This is a genomic window from Streptomyces corchorusii (assembly GCF_001514055.1).
Lineage (GTDB): Bacteria > Actinomycetota > Actinomycetes > Streptomycetales > Streptomycetaceae > Streptomyces > Streptomyces olivaceoviridis.
The window spans coordinates 168198-185411 of the sequence record NZ_KQ948369.1; the positions used below are offsets into that span (position 1 = coordinate 168198).

The 17214-nt window shown below is 70.7% G+C and carries 16 protein-coding genes; 13 read left to right on the forward strand and 3 right to left on the reverse strand.

The features are described 5' to 3' along the window. Nucleotides 1-34: 34 nt before the first annotated feature. Nucleotides 35-1039, reverse strand: coding sequence for a RecB family exonuclease (locus AQJ11_RS37150; protein WP_079082575.1), 1005 nt, complete (start codon nucleotides 1037-1039; stop codon nucleotides 35-37). Between the two features lie 190 nt (nucleotides 1040-1229). Here AQJ11_RS37150 and AQJ11_RS37155 point away from each other — a divergent pair, with 190 nt between their 5' ends. The 3 genes from AQJ11_RS37155 to AQJ11_RS37165 all read left to right on the forward strand — a co-directional run bounded on the left by AQJ11_RS37155 (nucleotide 1230) and on the right by AQJ11_RS37165 (nucleotide 4685). After that, nucleotides 1230-2822 carry a site-2 protease family protein gene (locus AQJ11_RS37155; RefSeq protein ID WP_059266220.1) on the forward strand — a complete coding sequence of 531 codons (1593 nt, stop codon included), beginning with the start codon at nucleotides 1230-1232 and terminating at the stop codon, nucleotides 2820-2822. 143 nt (nucleotides 2823-2965) lie between these two features. Further along, nucleotides 2966-3868 (forward strand): tRNA (adenine-N1)-methyltransferase, encoded by a 903-nt coding sequence (locus tag AQJ11_RS37160; RefSeq protein ID WP_014671696.1) that lies wholly within the window; start codon nucleotides 2966-2968, stop codon nucleotides 3866-3868. 235 nt (nucleotides 3869-4103) lie between these two features. Beyond that, a complete protein-coding gene (locus tag AQJ11_RS37165; RefSeq protein ID WP_014671695.1) occupies nucleotides 4104-4685 on the forward strand; it encodes a hypothetical protein in 582 nt (193 codons plus the stop codon). A gap of 7 nt (nucleotides 4686-4692) precedes the next feature. Here the strand turns inward: AQJ11_RS37165 and AQJ11_RS37170 are convergent, their stop codons facing one another. Continuing rightward, complete coding sequence (locus AQJ11_RS37170) at nucleotides 4693-4995, reverse strand: ferredoxin (RefSeq protein ID WP_041665048.1); 303 nt, start codon at nucleotides 4993-4995, stop codon at nucleotides 4693-4695. 520 nt (nucleotides 4996-5515) lie between these two features. Between AQJ11_RS37170 and arc the strand changes: the two genes are divergently transcribed. The 6 genes from arc to prcA all read left to right on the forward strand — a co-directional run bounded on the left by arc (nucleotide 5516) and on the right by prcA (nucleotide 11667). Then, entirely contained in the window at nucleotides 5516-7282 is a 1767-nt protein-coding gene (gene arc, locus AQJ11_RS37175; RefSeq protein ID WP_014671692.1) for a proteasome ATPase, read from the forward strand. Nucleotides 7283-7514: 232 nt separating this feature from the next. Further along, nucleotides 7515-9026: a depupylase/deamidase Dop gene (dop, locus tag AQJ11_RS37180; RefSeq protein WP_014671691.1), complete on the forward strand. Its 1512-nt coding sequence runs from the start codon at nucleotides 7515-7517 to the stop codon at nucleotides 9024-9026. Nucleotides 9027-9198: 172 nt separating this feature from the next. Next, nucleotides 9199-9417: a ubiquitin-like protein Pup gene (locus AQJ11_RS37185; RefSeq protein ID WP_058079921.1), complete on the forward strand. Its 219-nt coding sequence runs from the start codon at nucleotides 9199-9201 to the stop codon at nucleotides 9415-9417. A gap of 123 nt (nucleotides 9418-9540) precedes the next feature. After that, nucleotides 9541-10053 carry an endonuclease VII domain-containing protein gene (locus tag AQJ11_RS47235; protein ID WP_398781163.1) on the forward strand — a complete coding sequence of 171 codons (513 nt, stop codon included), beginning with the start codon at nucleotides 9541-9543 and terminating at the stop codon, nucleotides 10051-10053. Continuing rightward, complete coding sequence (gene prcB / locus AQJ11_RS37190) at nucleotides 10005-10850, forward strand: proteasome subunit beta (RefSeq protein WP_041665044.1); 846 nt, start codon at nucleotides 10005-10007, stop codon at nucleotides 10848-10850. Before AQJ11_RS47235 ends, prcB begins: the two co-directional genes overlap by 49 nt. A 61-nt stretch (nucleotides 10851-10911) precedes the next feature. Further along, nucleotides 10912-11667 carry a proteasome subunit alpha gene (gene prcA / locus AQJ11_RS37195; protein ID WP_014671688.1) on the forward strand — a complete coding sequence of 252 codons (756 nt, stop codon included), beginning with the start codon at nucleotides 10912-10914 and terminating at the stop codon, nucleotides 11665-11667. A 60-nt stretch (nucleotides 11668-11727) separates the two neighbouring features. Here the strand turns inward: prcA and AQJ11_RS37200 are convergent, their stop codons facing one another. Continuing rightward, nucleotides 11728-12747, reverse strand: coding sequence for a LacI family DNA-binding transcriptional regulator (locus AQJ11_RS37200; RefSeq protein ID WP_014671687.1), 1020 nt, complete (start codon nucleotides 12745-12747; stop codon nucleotides 11728-11730). A gap of 115 nt (nucleotides 12748-12862) precedes the next feature. Here AQJ11_RS37200 and AQJ11_RS37205 point away from each other — a divergent pair, with 115 nt between their 5' ends. From AQJ11_RS37205 to AQJ11_RS37220, 4 genes are all read left to right on the forward strand, one after another. Beyond that, the gene (locus tag AQJ11_RS37205) at nucleotides 12863-14122 is read left to right on the forward strand and encodes an MFS transporter (RefSeq protein WP_014671686.1); all 1260 of its coding nucleotides are present in this window, start codon (nucleotides 12863-12865) and stop codon (nucleotides 14120-14122) included. A 9-nt stretch (nucleotides 14123-14131) separates the two neighbouring features. Continuing rightward, nucleotides 14132-15493 carry a Pup--protein ligase gene (gene pafA, locus AQJ11_RS37210; RefSeq protein WP_030653997.1) on the forward strand — a complete coding sequence of 454 codons (1362 nt, stop codon included), beginning with the start codon at nucleotides 14132-14134 and terminating at the stop codon, nucleotides 15491-15493. A gap of 143 nt (nucleotides 15494-15636) precedes the next feature. Beyond that, nucleotides 15637-16641, forward strand: coding sequence for an FKBP-type peptidyl-prolyl cis-trans isomerase (locus AQJ11_RS37215; protein WP_058079918.1), 1005 nt, complete (start codon nucleotides 15637-15639; stop codon nucleotides 16639-16641). An 87-nt stretch (nucleotides 16642-16728) separates the two neighbouring features. Further along, the gene (locus tag AQJ11_RS37220; protein ID WP_014671683.1) at nucleotides 16729-17100 is read left to right on the forward strand and encodes an FKBP-type peptidyl-prolyl cis-trans isomerase; all 372 of its coding nucleotides are present in this window, start codon (nucleotides 16729-16731) and stop codon (nucleotides 17098-17100) included. Nucleotides 17101-17214: the final 114 nt, after the last annotated feature.

Consider the following 17214-nt stretch of genomic DNA (forward strand, 5'->3'; position numbering starts at 1 on the left):
CGGCCCCATTCTGCCCTGCCGGCGTTCTCCCCCTTCACACGGTCCCGGGGCCGGGCGCCGTGACCGGCAGCGGGTAGGGCGGGGGAGTGCCGCCGAACTCCGGGCAGTGCGCCTGGTGGTCGCACCAGCCGCACAGCTTGGTGGGGCGGGGCCGCCAGTTACCGGTCTCCGTGGCCTGTCTGATGGCCTCCCACAGCGCGTGCAGCTTGCGCTCCACCCGCTCCAGGTCGGCGAGGACGGGGTCGTACGTCAGCACGTCCCCGCTGCCCAGGTAGACGAGCTGGAGCCGGCGCGGGACGACCCGCTTCAGCCGCCACACCACCAGGGCGTAGAACTTCATCTGGAACAGCGCGCCCTCGGCGTACTCGGGGCGGGGGGCCTTGCCCGTCTTGTAGTCGACGATCCGCACCTCGCCGGTCGGCGCCACGTCCACCCGGTCGATGATCCCGCGCAGCCGCAGACCCGACTCCAGCTCGGCCTCCACGAACAGCTCGCGCTCGGCCGGCTCCAGCCGCGTCGGGTCCTCCAGCGTGAACCAGCGCTCCACGAGCCGCTCGGCCTCGGCGAGCCATCCGGCCAGCCGCTGCCCCTCGGGGTCGTCGGCGAACAGCTCGGTCACCTCCGGGCGGCTCTCGCGCAGCCGGTCCCACTGCCCCGGAATCAGCGCCTTGGCGCGCGGCGCGGTCCGCTCCCCGGCGGGCGCGTCGAACAGCCGCTCCAGCACGGCGTGCACCAGCGTGCCCCGCGTCGCCGCCTCGCTCGGCTTCTCCGGCAGCCGGTCGATCACGCGGAACCGGTACAGCAGCGGGCACTGCATGAAGTCACTGGCCCGGGAGGGCGACAAGGAGGTCGGCGCGGCGGCGCTCCGCTCCTCGCCCGTGCCGCCCGCGGCCGGGGCCGGGGCCGTCTGCGGCGCCGCTTCCCCGGCCGGTTCCGTGGCCGCGGGCATCGCGGGGTCCGGCGTCCGGGGTGGGGTGGCCGGGGGCGTCCGCACGGCGCCGCCCGGCTGGGCCGCCGCCTCGTCGATGCTGCTGTCCATGTCCACAGACCTTACGGCCCACCACTGACAGTGACCCAGCCGCCGCCCGCGTCCACCGCGCGTCCACCGCACGTCCTGGGGGCGAACACAGGGGGTGCCGGGGCGAAACGTGCCACCAGGGCCGCATACCATCGACAGGAGACCCTTCCGTCCGGCAGGTGCGGAAGGACGCTTCGAACGAGGGGACACCGTGGACGCGAGCGGCGGGAGCGGGCAGCCGCGGTCCGGCAACGACGAGCCGGCCGAGCACTCCGCTGACCCTACGGCCCCGGCGACCGGACCCACCGACCCCCCGGGCCCGGAGCCCGGACCCCCACGCCCCGCCGACCGGGCCGGGAACGGCACCGAGGGCAGTCCCGGCAGGGACGGCACGGATGAGCCGAACAGTACGGATGAGCCGAACAGTACGGACGACCGTACGAGCGGCAGCACCATCGGCACGGCCGCGGCTCCCACGCCCGACGCGGAGAGCGCGCCCGGTGCCCCCGCCCCGACCGAGCCGCACCACCGGACCCCGGACCACCGCGCGCCTGACCACCCCACCCCCACGCGCCACGCCGCCGCCCCCGAGCACCGTTCCCTCGCCCACTCCGGCATCGCCAAGGGCGAGCCGCCCGAGCCGCGGCCCAAGGAACCCGGTGGCGGCATCCTCATGGGCCGCCCCTTCGGCGTCCCCGTCTACGTCGCGCCGAGCTGGTTCCTCGTCGCCGCGCTGATCACCTGGGTCTTCGGCGGACAGCTCGACCGCGTGCTGCCCGAGCTGGGCGCCGCCCGCTACCTGGTCTCCCTCTTCTTCGCGGTCGCCTTCTACGCCTCCGTCCTGGTCCACGAGCTGGCCCACACGATCGCCGCGATCCGCTTCAAGCTCCCGGTCCGCCGCATCCAGCTCCAGTTCTTCGGCGGCGTCTCGGAGATCGAGAAGGAGGCCGAGACCCCGGGCCGGGAGTTCGTGCTGGCCTTCGTCGGCCCGCTGCTCTCCCTCGTCCTGGCCGGCTTGTTCTACCTCGCCATGAAGCCGGTGGAGCCCGGCACCGTGCCCGGCGTCCTGCTGGCCGGGCTGATGGTCTCCAACCTCATCGTTGCGATCTTCAACCTCCTGCCCGGCCTCCCCCTCGACGGCGGCCGCATGCTCCGCGCCGTCGTCTGGAAGTTCAGCGGCAAGCCGATGACGGGCACGGTCGCCGCCGCCTGGGTCGGCCGCGCCCTCGCCGTCTCCGTACTGATCGGCCTGCCCCTGCTCAACCAGTCCGGCGCCCTCGGCGGCAGCGGCGAGGACATGGGCGGCATGGACACCGTCACCGACGCCCTGCTCGCCGCCATCCTCGCCGCGATCATCTGGACCGGTGCCGGCAACAGCCTGCGCATGGCCCGGCTGCGCGAACACCTCCCCGAGCTGCGCGCCCGCACCCTCACCCGGCGGGCCGTGCCGGTGGAGAACGACACCCCGCTCTCCGAGGCGCTGCGCCGCGCCAACGCCGCCGGGGCCCGCGCCCTGGTCGTGGTCGACGCCGACGGCACCCCGCTCTCGCTGGTCCGCGAGGCCGCCATCGTCGGCGTACCCGAGCACCGCCGCCCCTGGGTCGCCGTCAGCGGCCTCGCCCAGGAGCTGACCGACGGCATGCGGGTCTCCGCCGAGCTGGCCGGCGAAGAACTGCTGGACGTGCTGCGCGCCACCCCGGCCACCGAGTACCTGGTGGTCGAGGAGACCGGCGAGATCTACGGCGTGCTGTCGGCCGCCGACGTGGAGCGAGCCTTCGTCAGGGCGATGGCAAGGCCGGCCTGACACCGCCCCGAGCCGGGGCGCCCCGCGAGGGCCGCGCGGAACCGCGCGCCCGGCCGCACCCGGCCCGCACCCGCCGTACGCACGCTCGCCCCCCACCCCCTCCGCCGGTCAAGCCCCCGGCAGGGAACCGGTAGGCTGGTCACATGTCCGAACCGACCGGTGCCGCCCGCAGGCGCGGGCCCTTCAAGGTCGGGGACCAGGTACAGCTGACCGACCCCAAGGGTCGCCACTACACGTTCACGCTCGAAGCCGGGAAGAACTTCCACACCCACAAGGGCTCCTTCCCGCACGACGAACTGATCGGCGCTCCCGAGGGCAGCGTTGTCCGGACCACCGGCAACGTCGCCTACCTCGCGCTGCGCCCCCTGCTCCCCGACTACGTCCTGTCCATGCCCCGCGGGGCAGCCGTCGTCTACCCGAAGGACGCGGGGCAGATCCTCGCCTTCGCCGACATCTTCCCCGGCGCCCGCGTCGTGGAGGCCGGCGTCGGCTCCGGCTCGCTCAGCAGCTTCCTGCTGCGGGCCATCGGCGACCAGGGCATGCTGCACTCCTACGAGCGCCGCGAGGACTTCGCCGACATCGCCCGGCAGAACGTGGAGCGCTACTTCGGCGGCCCGCACCCCGCCTGGCAGCTCACCGTCGGCGACCTCCAGGACAACCTGTCCGACACCGACGTCGACCGCGTCATCCTCGACATGCTCGCCCCCTGGGAGTGCCTGGAGGCCGTCTCCAAGGCGCTCGTCCCGGGCGGCATCCTGTGCTGCTACGTGGCCACCACCACCCAGCTCGCCCGGACCGTGGAGTCCATCCGGGAGATCGGCTGCTTCAACGAGCCGACCGCCTGGGAGACCATGATCCGCAACTGGCACATCGAGGGCCTGGCCGTCCGCCCGGACCACCGGATGATCGGCCACACCGGCTTCCTGCTGACCGCCCGCCGCCTCGCGGACGGCGTCGAGCCGCCCATGCGCCGCCGCCGCCCCGCCAAGGGCGCCTACGGCGAGGACTACGCCGGACCGAACGCCGACGGCGGCGCCGGCCGCTGACCGGGCGCACACCGGTACAACGCGAGGGTGCCGTGCCCGAGTTCCCGACCGCATCCGGGAACTCGGCCACGGCGCCCTTTCGTTGACCCGGCCCCAGCAGCGACGCCGCCCACGCGCGCGTGCGGCCCGCGCAGGATCCGGCGGGCGATCCCGGACCCCGCCGTTCCCGCGCACTGTGACGTGTGGCACCATGCAGCCCATCCCACCGGCACAGCCCTCACAGGAGACGCTCCTCGTGCAGCAATCCGCCGTTCCGGACCTCGCGCACACCCAGACCCGGCCCATCCACTGGGTCGCCACCGCCACGGCCGTCGCGGGTGTCGTGGCCCTCTCCTCCCTCGTCCAGCCCGGATCGGCCACGGCCGCCCAGTCCGCCCCCGCCGCCAAGGGCAGGTCCGCCGCCGCGGCCGTCGCGCCGCCGGACACGGCCGGAGTGCGGTTCCCGCTGGACTGCGGCCCCGTGAAGGCGGTGGTCGTCAAGAAGGCCACCGGAGACCTGGACGGCGACGGCAGACCGGAGACCGTCGCGGTGGTGCACTGCGACGCCCCCATGGGCACCCCGCCCGACGGGGTCTACGTCCTCACCCGCTCCGCGGACGGCGGCAAGCCCCGCGTGGTCGCCACCCTCGTCGAACCGAAGGAACGGCTCACGGTCACCGACTTCGCGCTCCGCGCGCGTGCGGTCTCCGCCACGCTCCTCGGCTACTCCTCGGACTCCGTGCCCAGTTGCTGCCCGGACGTGAAGACGCCGGCCTCGTGGCGGTGGAACGGCAGCGCCTTCCTCCGCTCCACCCCGGCCGGGACCCGGAGCGTCTGAACCGGGCTCACTCGGCGTCGGGGCCGTACACCTCGACCTTGTCCGAAACCCGGCGTACGTGGATGCACTCGCCGGGACACTCCTTCGCCGAGTCCACCACGTCGGTCAGCAGCGGCAGCGGCACCGGCGTCGTCGCCCCGGGGGCCTGGAGCAGCTCGTCGTCCGCGCCCTTCACATAGGCCAGCCCGTCGATGTCCAGCTCGAACACCTCCGGGGCGTACTGGGCGCAGATCCCGTCGCCGGTACACAGGTCCTGGTCGATCCAGACCTCCAGCGCCTCGCCGCCCGGGGCCTCCTGCTGCACGGTCATCTCTCCTGCCGTCGGTTCGCCGGGCGGCTCCGGCACCCCGAGGGCCAGCCGGGTCCGCTCCAGCGGCTGTTGGACACCCTCGACCCTACCTCCGCCCGGTTCGCTGCCGTGTGGGACCGGTTCGGGGTTTCCGGCCCGGCCCGCTCGGGTACGAGCGCCGGACCGGGAAAGGGGTTCCCCGGCGGCCGGGTCGATCACTTCAGGCCGCCGCGGCGGTGACACCATCCGCCGAAGCCGTCGCTCTGCGTGATGATCGTGCGAGCGCTCTGTGTGCTGCCCGTAAACGGGCCGATCGGTCGGGTGCGGACAACTCCGGTCAGTAATGAAGGGATTCGACCATGCCCTGCATGGAACAAGCTGCTTTCCCTTCACGTTGAGTGGGTATCCCCTCCGTGCGAGGGAGTGTGCACCGGGTGACCGACGACACACCTTGACAGTCTTTGTGATCTAGGGGTTTCAATCGACACCCACCCAGGTAGGGTCTGGAAGCGTCCAGCTCCCCTTGGAGGAGGTGAGGACCGTGGCAGCCCACGACGACGACATGAACCGCGGCATCCGCCCGGGACGCGGGTCCGACGACCCGGCCGGGCAGATCGCCTACCTTGAGCAGGAGATCGCCGTCCTGCGCCGCAAGCTCGCCGACTCTCCGCGCCACACGAGGATTCTCGAAGAGCGGATCGTCGAGCTGCAGACGAACCTGGCCGGCGTGTCCGCCCAGAACGAACGACTGGCCAACACCCTCCGTGAGGCCCGCGACCAGATCGTGGCCCTCAAGGAGGAGGTCGACCGGCTCGCCCAGCCGCCGGCCGGCTTCGGTGTCTTCCTGCAAGCCAACGAGGACGGCACCGCCGACATCTTCACCGGCGGCCGCAAGCTCCGGGTGAACGTCAGCCCCAGCGTCGAGGTCGACGAGCTCCGGCGCGGCCAGGAGGTCATGCTCAACGAAGCGCTCAACGTGGTCGAGGCCATGGAGTTCGAGCGCGTCGGCGACATCGTCACCCTCAAGGAGATCCTGGAGGACGGCGAGCGTGCCCTCGTGCTCGGGCACACCGACGAGGAGCGGGTGGTACGGCTCGCCGAGCCGCTGCTGGACGTCACCATCCGCGCCGGCGACGCGCTGCTCCTCGAACCCCGCTCCGGCTACGTCTACGAGGTCGTGCCCAAGAGCGAGGTCGAGGAACTGGTCCTCGAAGAGGTCCCCGACATCGGCTACGAGCAGATCGGCGGCCTCGGCAACCAGATCGAGGCCATCCGCGACGCGGTCGAGCTGCCGTACCTCTACCCGGACCTGTTCAAGGAGCACGAGCTGCGCCCGCCCAAGGGCGTCCTGCTCTACGGCCCGCCCGGCTGCGGCAAGACGCTGATCGCCAAGGCCGTGGCGAACTCGCTGGCCAAGAAGGTCGCCGAGGTCACCGGCCAGGCCGCGGGCAAGAGCTTCTTCCTGAACATCAAGGGCCCCGAGCTGCTCAACAAGTACGTCGGCGAGACCGAGCGGCAGATCCGCCTCGTCTTCCAGCGTGCGCGTGAGAAGGCCAGCGAGGGCACCCCCGTGATCGTCTTCTTCGACGAGATGGAGTCCCTCTTCCGCACCCGTGGCTCCGGCGTCAGCTCGGACGTGGAGAACACCATCGTCCCGCAGCTGCTCGCCGAGATCGACGGCGTGGAGGGCCTGCAGAACGTGGTCGTGATCGGCGCCTCCAACCGCGAGGACATGATCGACCCCGCCATCCTGCGCCCCGGCCGGCTCGACGTGAAGATCAAGATCGAGCGTCCGGACGCGGAGGCGGCGAAGGACATCTTCGGCAAGTACCTCACCGAGCGTCTGCCGCTGCACGCGGACGACCTCGCGGAACACGGCGGCGACAAGGGTTCCACGGTCCAGGGCATGATCCAGACCGCGGTCGAGCACATGTACGCCGAATCCGAGGAGAACCGCTTCCTGGAGGTCACCTACGCCAACGGCGACAAGGAAGTCCTCTACTTCAAGGACTTCAACTCCGGCGCCATGATCGAGAACATCGTGGGCCGCGCCAAGAAGATGGCGATCAAGGACTTCCTGGAGAAGAGCCAGAAGGGCCTCCGCGTCTCCCACCTGCTCCAGGCCTGCGTGGACGAGTTCAAGGAGAACGAGGACCTGCCCAACACCACCAACCCGGACGACTGGGCCCGGATCTCCGGAAAGAAGGGCGAGCGGATCGTGTACATCCGTACGCTCATCACCGGCAAGCAGGGCGCGGACACCGGACGCTCCATCGACACGGTGGCGAACACCGGTCAGTACCTGTAACGGCAGGGCGGCTGCGGGTGCCCTCGGCGGGTACCCGCAGCCGACTGTTTTTCGGGCCACGACCGGAGCAGCCAATGACGCAAATGATCTCCCCACCAGCGCAAAGGCGTTCTAGGCTCGTTCCTGCCGCCGAGTCGCGCCGTGCGGGGACGGGCACCGCACACGCACCGGAGCGCCAGCGGTACGTGAGCGGCGCCCACGACCGAGGGTGCCGCCGGGCAAGGAGGGCCGCATGACCGTACGGCGAGTAATGGGCATCGAGACGGAGTACGGGATCTCCGTCCCCGGCCACCCGAACGCCAATGCCATGCTCACCTCGTCCCAGATCGTCAACGCCTACGCGGCGGCGATGCACCGGGCCCGCCGGGCCCGCTGGGACTTCGAGGAGGAGAACCCGCTGCGCGACGCGCGAGGCTTCGACCTCGCCCGGGAGGCCGCCGACGCCAGCCAGCTCACCGACGAGGACATCGGCCTGGCCAATGTGATCCTCACCAACGGTGCGCGCCTCTACGTCGACCACGCCCACCCCGAGTACAGCGCGCCCGAGGTCACCAACCCCCGCGACGCGGTCCTGTGGGACAAGGCAGGCGAGCGGATCATGGCCGAGGCCGCCGAGCGGGCCGCGCAGCTGCCCGGCGCCCAGCCGATCCACCTCTACAAGAACAACACCGACAACAAGGGCGCCTCCTACGGCACGCACGAGAACTACTTGATGAAGCGGGAGACCCCCTTCTCGGACATCGTGCGCCACCTCACGCCCTTCTTCGTCTCCCGCCAGGTCTTCGCCGGAGCCGGCCGCGTCGGCATCGGTCAGGACGGGCACGAGCACGGCTTCCAGATCAGCCAGCGCGCGGACTACTTCGAGGTCGAGGTCGGCCTGGAGACGACGCTCAAGCGGCCGATCATCAACACCCGCGACGAGCCGCACGCGGACGCCGAGAAGTACCGCCGGCTGCACGTGATCATCGGCGACGCGAATCTCTCCGAGATCTCGACGTACCTCAAGCTGGGTACGACCGCGCTGGTCCTGTCCATGATCGAGGACGGCTTCATCGCCGTGGACCTCGCCGTGGACCAGCCCGTGCGCACCCTCCACCAGGTCTCGCACGACCCGTCGCTCAAGCGCCTCGTCACCCTGCGCAGCGGGCGCACCCTCACCGCGGTCCAGTTGCAGATGGAGTACTTCGAGCTGGCCCGCAAGTACATCGAGGAGCGCTTCGGCGCCGACGCCGACGACCAGACCAAGGACGTCCTCAGCCGCTGGGAGGACACCCTCACCCGGCTGGAGAACGACCCGATGAGCCTGGCCGGCGAGCTGGACTGGGTCGCCAAGCGGGAGCTGATGGAGGGCTACCGCCGCCGCGACGACCTGGACTGGGACGCGGCCCGGCTGCACCTGGTCGACCTCCAGTACGCCGACGTACGCGCCGAGAAGGGCCTGTACAACCGCCTGGTGGCCCGCGGGCGCATGAAGCGGCTGCTGGACGAGTCCGAGGTCGACAGGGCCCGTACGAAGCCGCCGGAGGACACGCGCGCGTACTTCCGCGGACGCTGCCTGGAGCAGTACGCGGACGACGTCGCGGCCGCCTCCTGGGACTCGGTCATCTTCGACCTCCCCGGCCGCGACTCGCTCCAGCGCGTTCCAACCCTGGAACCGCTACGCGGAACGCGAAATCACGTCAAGGAGCTCCTGGACCGCTGCCGTACCGCGGAAGACCTGGTCAGGGTCCTGTCCGGCGGGTGAGCGGAGCCAGGGGGGTACCCGGTGGGTCCGGGCGGCCGGGGTGGAAACCCCACCGCCCGGGAATCATCGGGGTGGCCCCCGTACGTTGGAGAAACTGCGGGGCCGATGTCGGACCCGGCTTGTAGGGTCTGATCATCACCGATCGGCAGGCGAACTGAGCGGGGTGAGGGTTATGGCAACCAAGGACACCGGCGGCGGCCAGCAGAAGGCCACCCGGTCCACCGAGGAGGTCGAGGAGCAGGCGCAGGACGCGCAGGGCTCGGAGGACCTCAAGGAGCGGCACGAGAAGCTGTCGGACGACGTGGACTCCGTCCTGGACGAGATCGACGACGTGCTCGAAGAGAACGCAGAGGATTTCGTTCGAAGTTTCGTTCAGAAGGGTGGCCAGTAGGCCTGTTCTTCCTTCGAATCGAAGGTTGCAGGGGGAGACGGGTTGGCAGCCGAAGAAGGCGTGAAGCGCTGCTCGCGGTGCAAGGAGCACAAACCGCGAGCAGCGTTCGCGCGGAACAAGGCGATGCGTGATGGGCTGCAGGCTTATTGCCGCGAGTGCGCGGCTGCCTATCACCAGCAACGGCAGGTGGCCAAGGGGCGCAAGGTTCGCCCGAGAGTGGATACGCCCCTGGGGCACAAGTACTGCCGTACGTGTGGCCAGGTCAAACCGCACAGTGAGTGGACGCGGAACCGCAGTGCCTCAGACGGTCTGGCGACGCTTTGCAGGACATGCAAGGCGGCGAAAGGGCGAGAGCACCACTTGAAGCGCAACTACGGCCTAACCGAGGCCGAGCGTGACACGTTGATCGCCTCTCAGCGGGGCCTGTGCGCGATCTGTCTGGACGCCCCGCCCGTGCATGTGGATCACTGCCACAAGACGGGTAGTGTCCGTGGCGTACTGTGCTTCAACTGCAACTCGGCCATCGGCAAATTGAGGGACGACCCCGAGGTTGGCCGTCGTGCCGTTGCCTACTTGGAAGGAACCTCGTGGAAGCCAACTCTCGTGGCACCGGGCGTCTACCAGCTGCCTTCCTGACGCCAGGATCCTCTTCGTTCATGGACTTCCTTTCCGAGCACCAGCCCGAGCTGCTGCCCGGCAACCGGCAGCTGCCGCCCACCAAGGGCGTGATCGAGGCGCCGCACGGCACGACCATCGTGGCCGTGACGTTCCCCGGCGGCGTGGTGCTCGCCGGTGACCGCCGGGCCACGATGGGCAATGTGATCGCGCAGCGGGACATCGAGAAGGTGTTCCCGGCCGACGAGTACTCGGCCGTCGGCATCGCGGGCACCGCCGGCCTGGCCGTCGAGATGGTCAAGCTCTTCCAGCTGGAGCTGGAGCACTTCGAGAAGGTCGAGGGCGCCCAGCTGTCCCTGGAGGGCAAGGCGAACCGGCTGTCGACCATGATCCGTTCCAACCTCGGCATGGCCATGCAGGGCCTGGCCGTGGTGCCCCTCTTCGCGGGGTACGACCTGGACCGCGAGAAGGGCCGCATCTTCTCCTACGACGTCACGGGCGGCCGTTCCGAGGAGCACAACTTCGCGGCGACGGGCTCCGGCTCGATCTTCGCGCGCGGCGCGATGAAGAAGCTGTTCCGTAACGACCTGACCGAGGAGCAGGCCACCACCCTCGTGGTGCAGGCCCTCTACGACGCGGCTGACGACGACTCGGCGACCGGCGGTCCCGATGTCGCCCGCCGGATCTACCCGATCATCACCGTGATCACCGAGGACGGCTTCCGCCGGCTCACCGAGGACGAGTCGTCGGAGGTCGCCCGCGCGGTGCTCCAGAAGCGCCTGGAGGAGCCCGACGGCCCCAAGGCCGCCCTGCTCTGAGCGCGGGCCCGGTTCTTATCAAGGTGATCCAGTGACCATGACAGAAAGGGACGGATAACCGGTGTCGACGCCGTTCTATGTCTCACCCCAGCAGGCCATGGCCGACCGGGCGGAGTACGCCCGCAAGGGCATCGCCCGTGGCCGCAGCCTGGTCGTGCTGCAATACGCCGACGGCATCGTCTTCGTCGGCGAGAACCCGTCCCGCGCGCTGCACAAGTTCAGCGAGATCTACGACCGGATCGGCTTCGCGGCGGCCGGCAAGTACAACGAGTACGAGAACCTGCGCATCGGCGGTGTCCGCTACGCCGACCTGCGCGGCTACACCTACGATCGCGACGACGTCACCGCCCGCGGCCTGGCCAACGTCTACGCCCAGACGCTGGGCACGATCTTCTCCTCCGCGGCCGAGAAGCCGTACGAGGTGGAGCTGGTGGTGGCCGAGGTGGGGGAGACCCCCGAGGGCGACCAGATCTACCGGCTGCCGCACGACGGCTCGATCGTGGACGAGCACGGCTCGGTCGCGGTGGGCGGCAACGCCGAGCAGATCAGCAGCTTCCTGGACCAGCGCCACCGCGACGGCATGAGCCTCGCGGAGGCGCTCAAGCTGGCCGTGCAGGCCCTGTCCCGGGACACCAACGGCAGCGAGCGGGAGATCCCCGCCGAGCGCCTGGAGGTGGCCGTCCTGGACCGCACGCGCCCGCAGAAGCGCAAGTTCAAGCGCATCGTCGGCCGCCAGCTCGCCCGTCTGCTGGCGGCGGACGGCGCGAGCACCGAGGCGGAGAGCGCGGACGGCTCCGAGGAGACCGAGGAGGAGTAGCCGCCTCCCGCACGTGTCGCCGGGTGCCCCGGCCGGAGATCCGGCCGGGGCACCCGGCTTTCACGCCGAGGCGCCTGGCGGCGCCGTGGAGCCGCGCACGACCAGTTCCACGGGGATGTCCCCGCCCTCCGGCTCCCGGCCCTCCAGGACCGCCAGCAGGGCCCGCATGCCCCGTTCCCCGAACAGCTCGGCGTCCAGCCGTACCGTCGTGAGCTCGGGGTCGATCGCGGTGGCCAGGGCCAGGTCGTCCAGGCCGGTGACGGACATGTCGTCCGGGACGCGCAGCCCCAGGCGGCGCAGCGCCTTGTAGGCCCCGGCGGCGAGCTTGTCGTCGTCGCAGACCACCGCCGTCGGCCGGGGGCCCGGCGCGGTGAGCGCGGCCTCGGTGGCGGCGAGCGCGCCCTCGATGGAGATCGGGGCCCGGGCCGTACGGACCTCGGTGCCCGGCACGGCGGCCAGGCGCGCGGCCAGCTCCCTCGCGCGGACCTCGAAGGTCCAGGAGGGCACGTCGGCGGCGAGGTGCAGCACCCGGCGGTGGCCGAGGCCCAGCAGGTGGGCGGCGACCTGCCGGACGCCGTCGGCGATGTCCAGGTTCACGGTCGCGGCGCCCAGGCTGCCCGTCGGGTCGCTGTCGAGCATGACCAGGGGCAGCTGGTCGCCCCGGATCGCGGTGAGGGCGTCGGCGGCCATGGAGGAGGCGATGACGCCGTCCAGGGCGGCCTGCGCGGAGGCGAAGGGGTCGCGGGCCGGGCCGATGCCCTCGGGGGAGGGGTAGAGCACCACGCCGAAGCCGTGTTCGGCCGCCACGCGGGCGGCGCCGGTGTAGACGCCGGCGAAGAACTCCGTCGTCAGGGCGGGCACCACGAGCAGGACGGTACGGGTGCGGCCCAGGCGGAGGTTGCGGGCGGCGAGGTTGGGGCGGTAGCCCAGCTCGCGCGCGGCCTCGCGGACGCGCCCGGCGGTGGTCTCGGACACCCGGCCGCGCCACTTGTCGCCCAGGACGAGGGAGACGGCGGCCTGGGAGACCCCGGCCGCCCGGGCGACGTCCCGGCTGGTCGGGCGCGTGCTGCTGCGGGACACCACATGACTCCCGGTCGTCTGGACGTGCGAATGCGCACATGGTACGTATGAACAGGGACGTTATACGTAACACTTCGGGTCGCACGGCGTCCCGGCGAGCCACGGAGGGCAGGACATGGCCACGGGATACCTGGAGATCCTGAGGGCGAGGCACGCGCTGCGGCTGCTCACCGGCACCCTGGTGGGCCGGCTGCCCAACGCCACCGCCGCCATCGCCCTGGTGCTCTTCGTCCGCGCCGAGGGCGGCACCTACGGCCTCGCCGGCGCCCTGGCCGCCGTGTACGGGGTCGCCAACGCCGTCGGCCAGCCCGTGCTGGGCCGTCTCGTGGACCTGTACGGCCAGCCGCGCGTCCAGTTGCCCGCGGCCGTCCTCGCCGCCCTGGCCATGACCCTCTTCGCCGTCTCCGGCACCTCCCCGCTGCCGCTCGCCTACGCGGCCGTCGCGGCGGCCGGCCTGTTCGCCCCGCCCCTGGAGGGCGGCCTGCGCGCCCTGTGGCCGTCCGTGCTGCGCCGCGAGGAGCAGGTGCACACCGCGTACGCCATGGACGCCATCGCGCAGGAGGTCATGTACACCGTCGGCCCGCTGCTGGTGACCCTGTGCGTGGCCCTGTGGGACGAGCGCGCCGCCCTGCTCGTGCTCAACCTGGCGGGCGTGCTCGGCGCGCTCGTCGTGGTGCTCTCGCCGCCTTCGCGCGCGTGGCGCCCGGCCCCGCGCGAGGCCCACTGGCTGGGCGCCCTGCGCTCGCCCGGCCTGCTCGCGCTGCTCGCCGCCTTCCTGTTCGTGGGCATCGCGCTGGGCTCCATCACGGTCGCCTCGGTGTCGTACGCGGACGGTCACGGCGGCGACGCGGTGTACGGCTGGCTGATGGCCGGGGTGGGTCTCGGGGCGCTGGCCGGCGGCACCGTCTACGGCGCCCGCGCGTGGGCCGGCGCACCCGAACGGCGACTCAGAGTGCTGGTGGCCCTTCTGGCGGTGTGTTACCTGCCGCTGATGCTGGTGCCGGGCGCGGTGGCCATGGTGTTGCTCAGCGTGGTCGCCGGTGTGTTCCTGGCGCCCTGCATCGCCTGCGCGTTCATCCTCGTCGACCGGCACGCGCCGAGCGGGACCGTCACCGAGGCGTTCTCCTGGCTGGTGACGACGTTCACCGTGGGCGCCTCGGCCGGAACGGGCCTGGCGGGGCCGGTGGTCCAGGCCGGTGGCACCGTGTGGGGCTTCGCGCTGCCGGGTGCCGCCGGGGCCGTGTCGCTGCTGGTCCTGCTCGCCACCGGACGGGTCCTCGCAGCTCCCGTGCGGGGCGGGATCGTTGCGGCTTCATCGGAAAATGATCCAAATCGTGCTGCCGAACCCCGTTTCAGCTCGGGGGATCGGGCGTAATGTTCCCTCATGGACCGCCGCATTTTCGGGCTGGAGAACGAGTACGGCGTCACGTGCACGTTCAGGGGACAGCGCCGCCTGTCTCCTGACGAGGTGGCGCGGTACCTCTTCCGCCGTGTCGTGTCATGGGGCCGCAGCAGCAATGTCTTTCTGCGAAACGGCGCCCGGCTCTATCTCGACGTGGGCTCACATCCGGAATACGCGACCCCCGAATGTGACAACGTGATCGAACTGGTCACCCACGACAAGGCCGGCGAGCGCATTCTCGAAGGACTCCTGGTGGACGCGGAACGACGCCTGCACGAGGAGGGAATCGCGGGCGACGTCTACCTCTTCAAGAACAACACCGACTCGGCGGGCAACTCCTACGGCTGCCACGAGAACTACCTGGTGGCCCGGCACGGGGAGTTCTCCCGGCTCGCGGACATCCTCATCCCCTTCCTCGTCACCCGGCAGCTGCTGTGCGGCGCCGGCAAGGTGCTCCAGACCCCGCGCGGCGCCGTCTACTGCGTCAGCCAGCGCGCGGAGCACATCTGGGAGGGCGTCTCCTCGGCGACGACCCGCTCCCGGCCCATCATCAACACCCGCGACGAACCCCACGCGGACGCCGAGCGCTACCGCCGGCTGCACGTCATCGTCGGCGACTCGAACATGTCCGAGACGACGATGCTGCTCAAGGTCGGCGCCACCGACCTGGTGCTGCGCATGATCGAGGCCGGCACCGTGATGCGCGACCTCACCCTGGAGAACCCGATCCGGGCGATCCGCGAGGTCAGCCACGACATCACCGGCCGGCGCAAGGTGCGCCTGGCCAGCGGCCGGGAGGCCTCGGCGCTGGAGGTGCAGCGCGAGTACTTCGACAAGGCCGTGGACTTCTGCGACCGCCGGGGCATCCGCACCGGCACGGTCGCGCAGGTCCTGGACCTGTGGGGCCGCACCCTCGAAGCGATCGAGAACGAGGAACTCGACCGCATCGAGACCGAGATCGACTGGGTCATGAAGTACAAGCTCATCGAGCGGTACCGGGCGAAGCACAACATGACGATGTCGCACCCGCGGGTCGCCCAGATAGACCTCGCCTACCACGACATCCACCGCCGTCGTGGCCTGTACTACCTGCTGGAGAAGAAGGGCCAAGCCGCCCGGGTCTGCAATGACTTGAAGATCTTCGAGGGCAAGTCGGTTCCCCCGCAGACCACTCGCGCCCGGCTGCGCGGCGACTTCATCCGGCGGGCACAGGAACAGCGCAGGGACTTCACGGTCGACTGGGTGCACCTCAAGCTCAATGACCAGGCACAGCGCACCGTGTTGTGCAAGGACCCGTTCCGTTCGGTGGACGACCGGGTGGAGAAGCTCATCGCCGGAATGTAGCCACCGGCAGGTGGGTCAAGCGTTCCGGCACACATATGCCGGAACGCCACACGGGCGCCGTACGTTTCCCGTACGGCGCCCTGCTCAAGTCGTAGAGTTGCGCGCACGCCATCCGCAAGATCGACCGATTACGAGGCTCTTCCGTGCGCCGACGCTCACTCCTCCTCGCCGCCGTTCCCGCAGGACTGGTCACACTCGCCGGCTGCGGTGACGGCAAGTCCGACTCCGGCAAGACCGGCGCCTCACCGTCGGCCTCGGCGTCGTCCGCGCCCCCGCCCAAGATCGTGGACGGGCCGCTTCCGGCGGTCACGGCGGGCACGAGGTTCGGCGAGAAGCCGACCGTCGCCAAGGGGCCGGGCGACCCGTCGAAGAACCTCGCGGTGAAGACGCTGATCGCGGGCAGTGGCCGCACGGTCGCGGAGAACGACTTCATCCAGGCGAACTACCTCGGTCAGATCTGGAGCACGGCCAAGGTCTTCGACAACTCCTACGACCGCAAGCGCCCGCTGGTCATCCAGCTCGCCCAGGGCGGCATCATCGACGGCTGGCGGTACGGCCTCGCGGGCAAGAAGACCGGCAGCCGCGTCCAGATCGCCGTCCCGCCCACCTGGGGCTACGGCACGGAGGGCAACGCGCAGGCGGGCATCAAGGGCACCGACACCCTGGTCTTCGTCATCGACCTGATCGACTCCTTCAACTCCAAGAGCTCGGCCAAGGGCACGCCGGTCCCGCAGCACGACGCCGCCCTGCCGAAGGTGGCCACCAACACCGACGGCCAGGTGCCCAAGGTCACCGTGCCGAAGGCCGACCCGCCGAAGAAGCTCGTGTCCGAGTACGTCCTGGAGGGCGACGGTCCCGAGCTGAAGGCCGACCAGACGATCCTGTGCCAGTTCCAGGGCCTGGTCTGGGACAGCGGCAAGACCTTCCAGCGGACGTACGGCTCCGGCCGGCTCAGCCAGTTCTCGCTGGAGCAGATGCAGCAGGCGGTCAAGGGCCTCGCCCAGGGCCTGACCGGCAAGAAGGTCGGCAGCCGGGTCCTGATCGTCGTCCCGCCGGACCTGGGGTACGGCGCCAATCCGCCGAGCGGCGGAGTCATCAAGAAGGACGCCACCCTCGTGTTCACCGTGGACATCCTCGCGGCCATGTGACGCCCGGGATCTCCGGGGCGGGCGGGAGGCCCGCGATGATGAAAGACTGTCCACGTTTCGTGTCGTACACAAGCAGGAGCTTTTGACGTGAGCATCGACAAGCCCGAGATCGACTTCCCGGGCGGCGAGCCCCCGGCGGACCTGGAGATCAAGGACATCTGGGAGGGTGACGGACCGGTCGCGCAGGCGGGCCAGAACGTCACCGTCCACTACGTGGGCGTCGCCTTCAGCACCGGCGAGGAGTTCGACGCCAGCTGGAACCGCGGCACCCCGTTCCGCTTCCCGCTGGGTGGCGGCCGGGTCATCAAGGGCTGGGACCAGGGCGTGCAGGGCATGAAGGTCGGTGGCCGCCGCCAGCTGACCATCCCCGCCCACCTCGCCTACGGCAACCAGAGCCCGACCCCGGCGATCAAGCCCGGCGAGACCCTCATCTTCGTGGTCGACCTGCTCGGCGTCTGATCCGCACCCGATCGGCCGGCCGGGTCTGACCGGAACCGATCACCTGGGGCCCATGCCTGCTCGGGCATGGGCCCTCGGCTTTTGCCACCGCCCCGCGGAGCGGTACGGTCATCG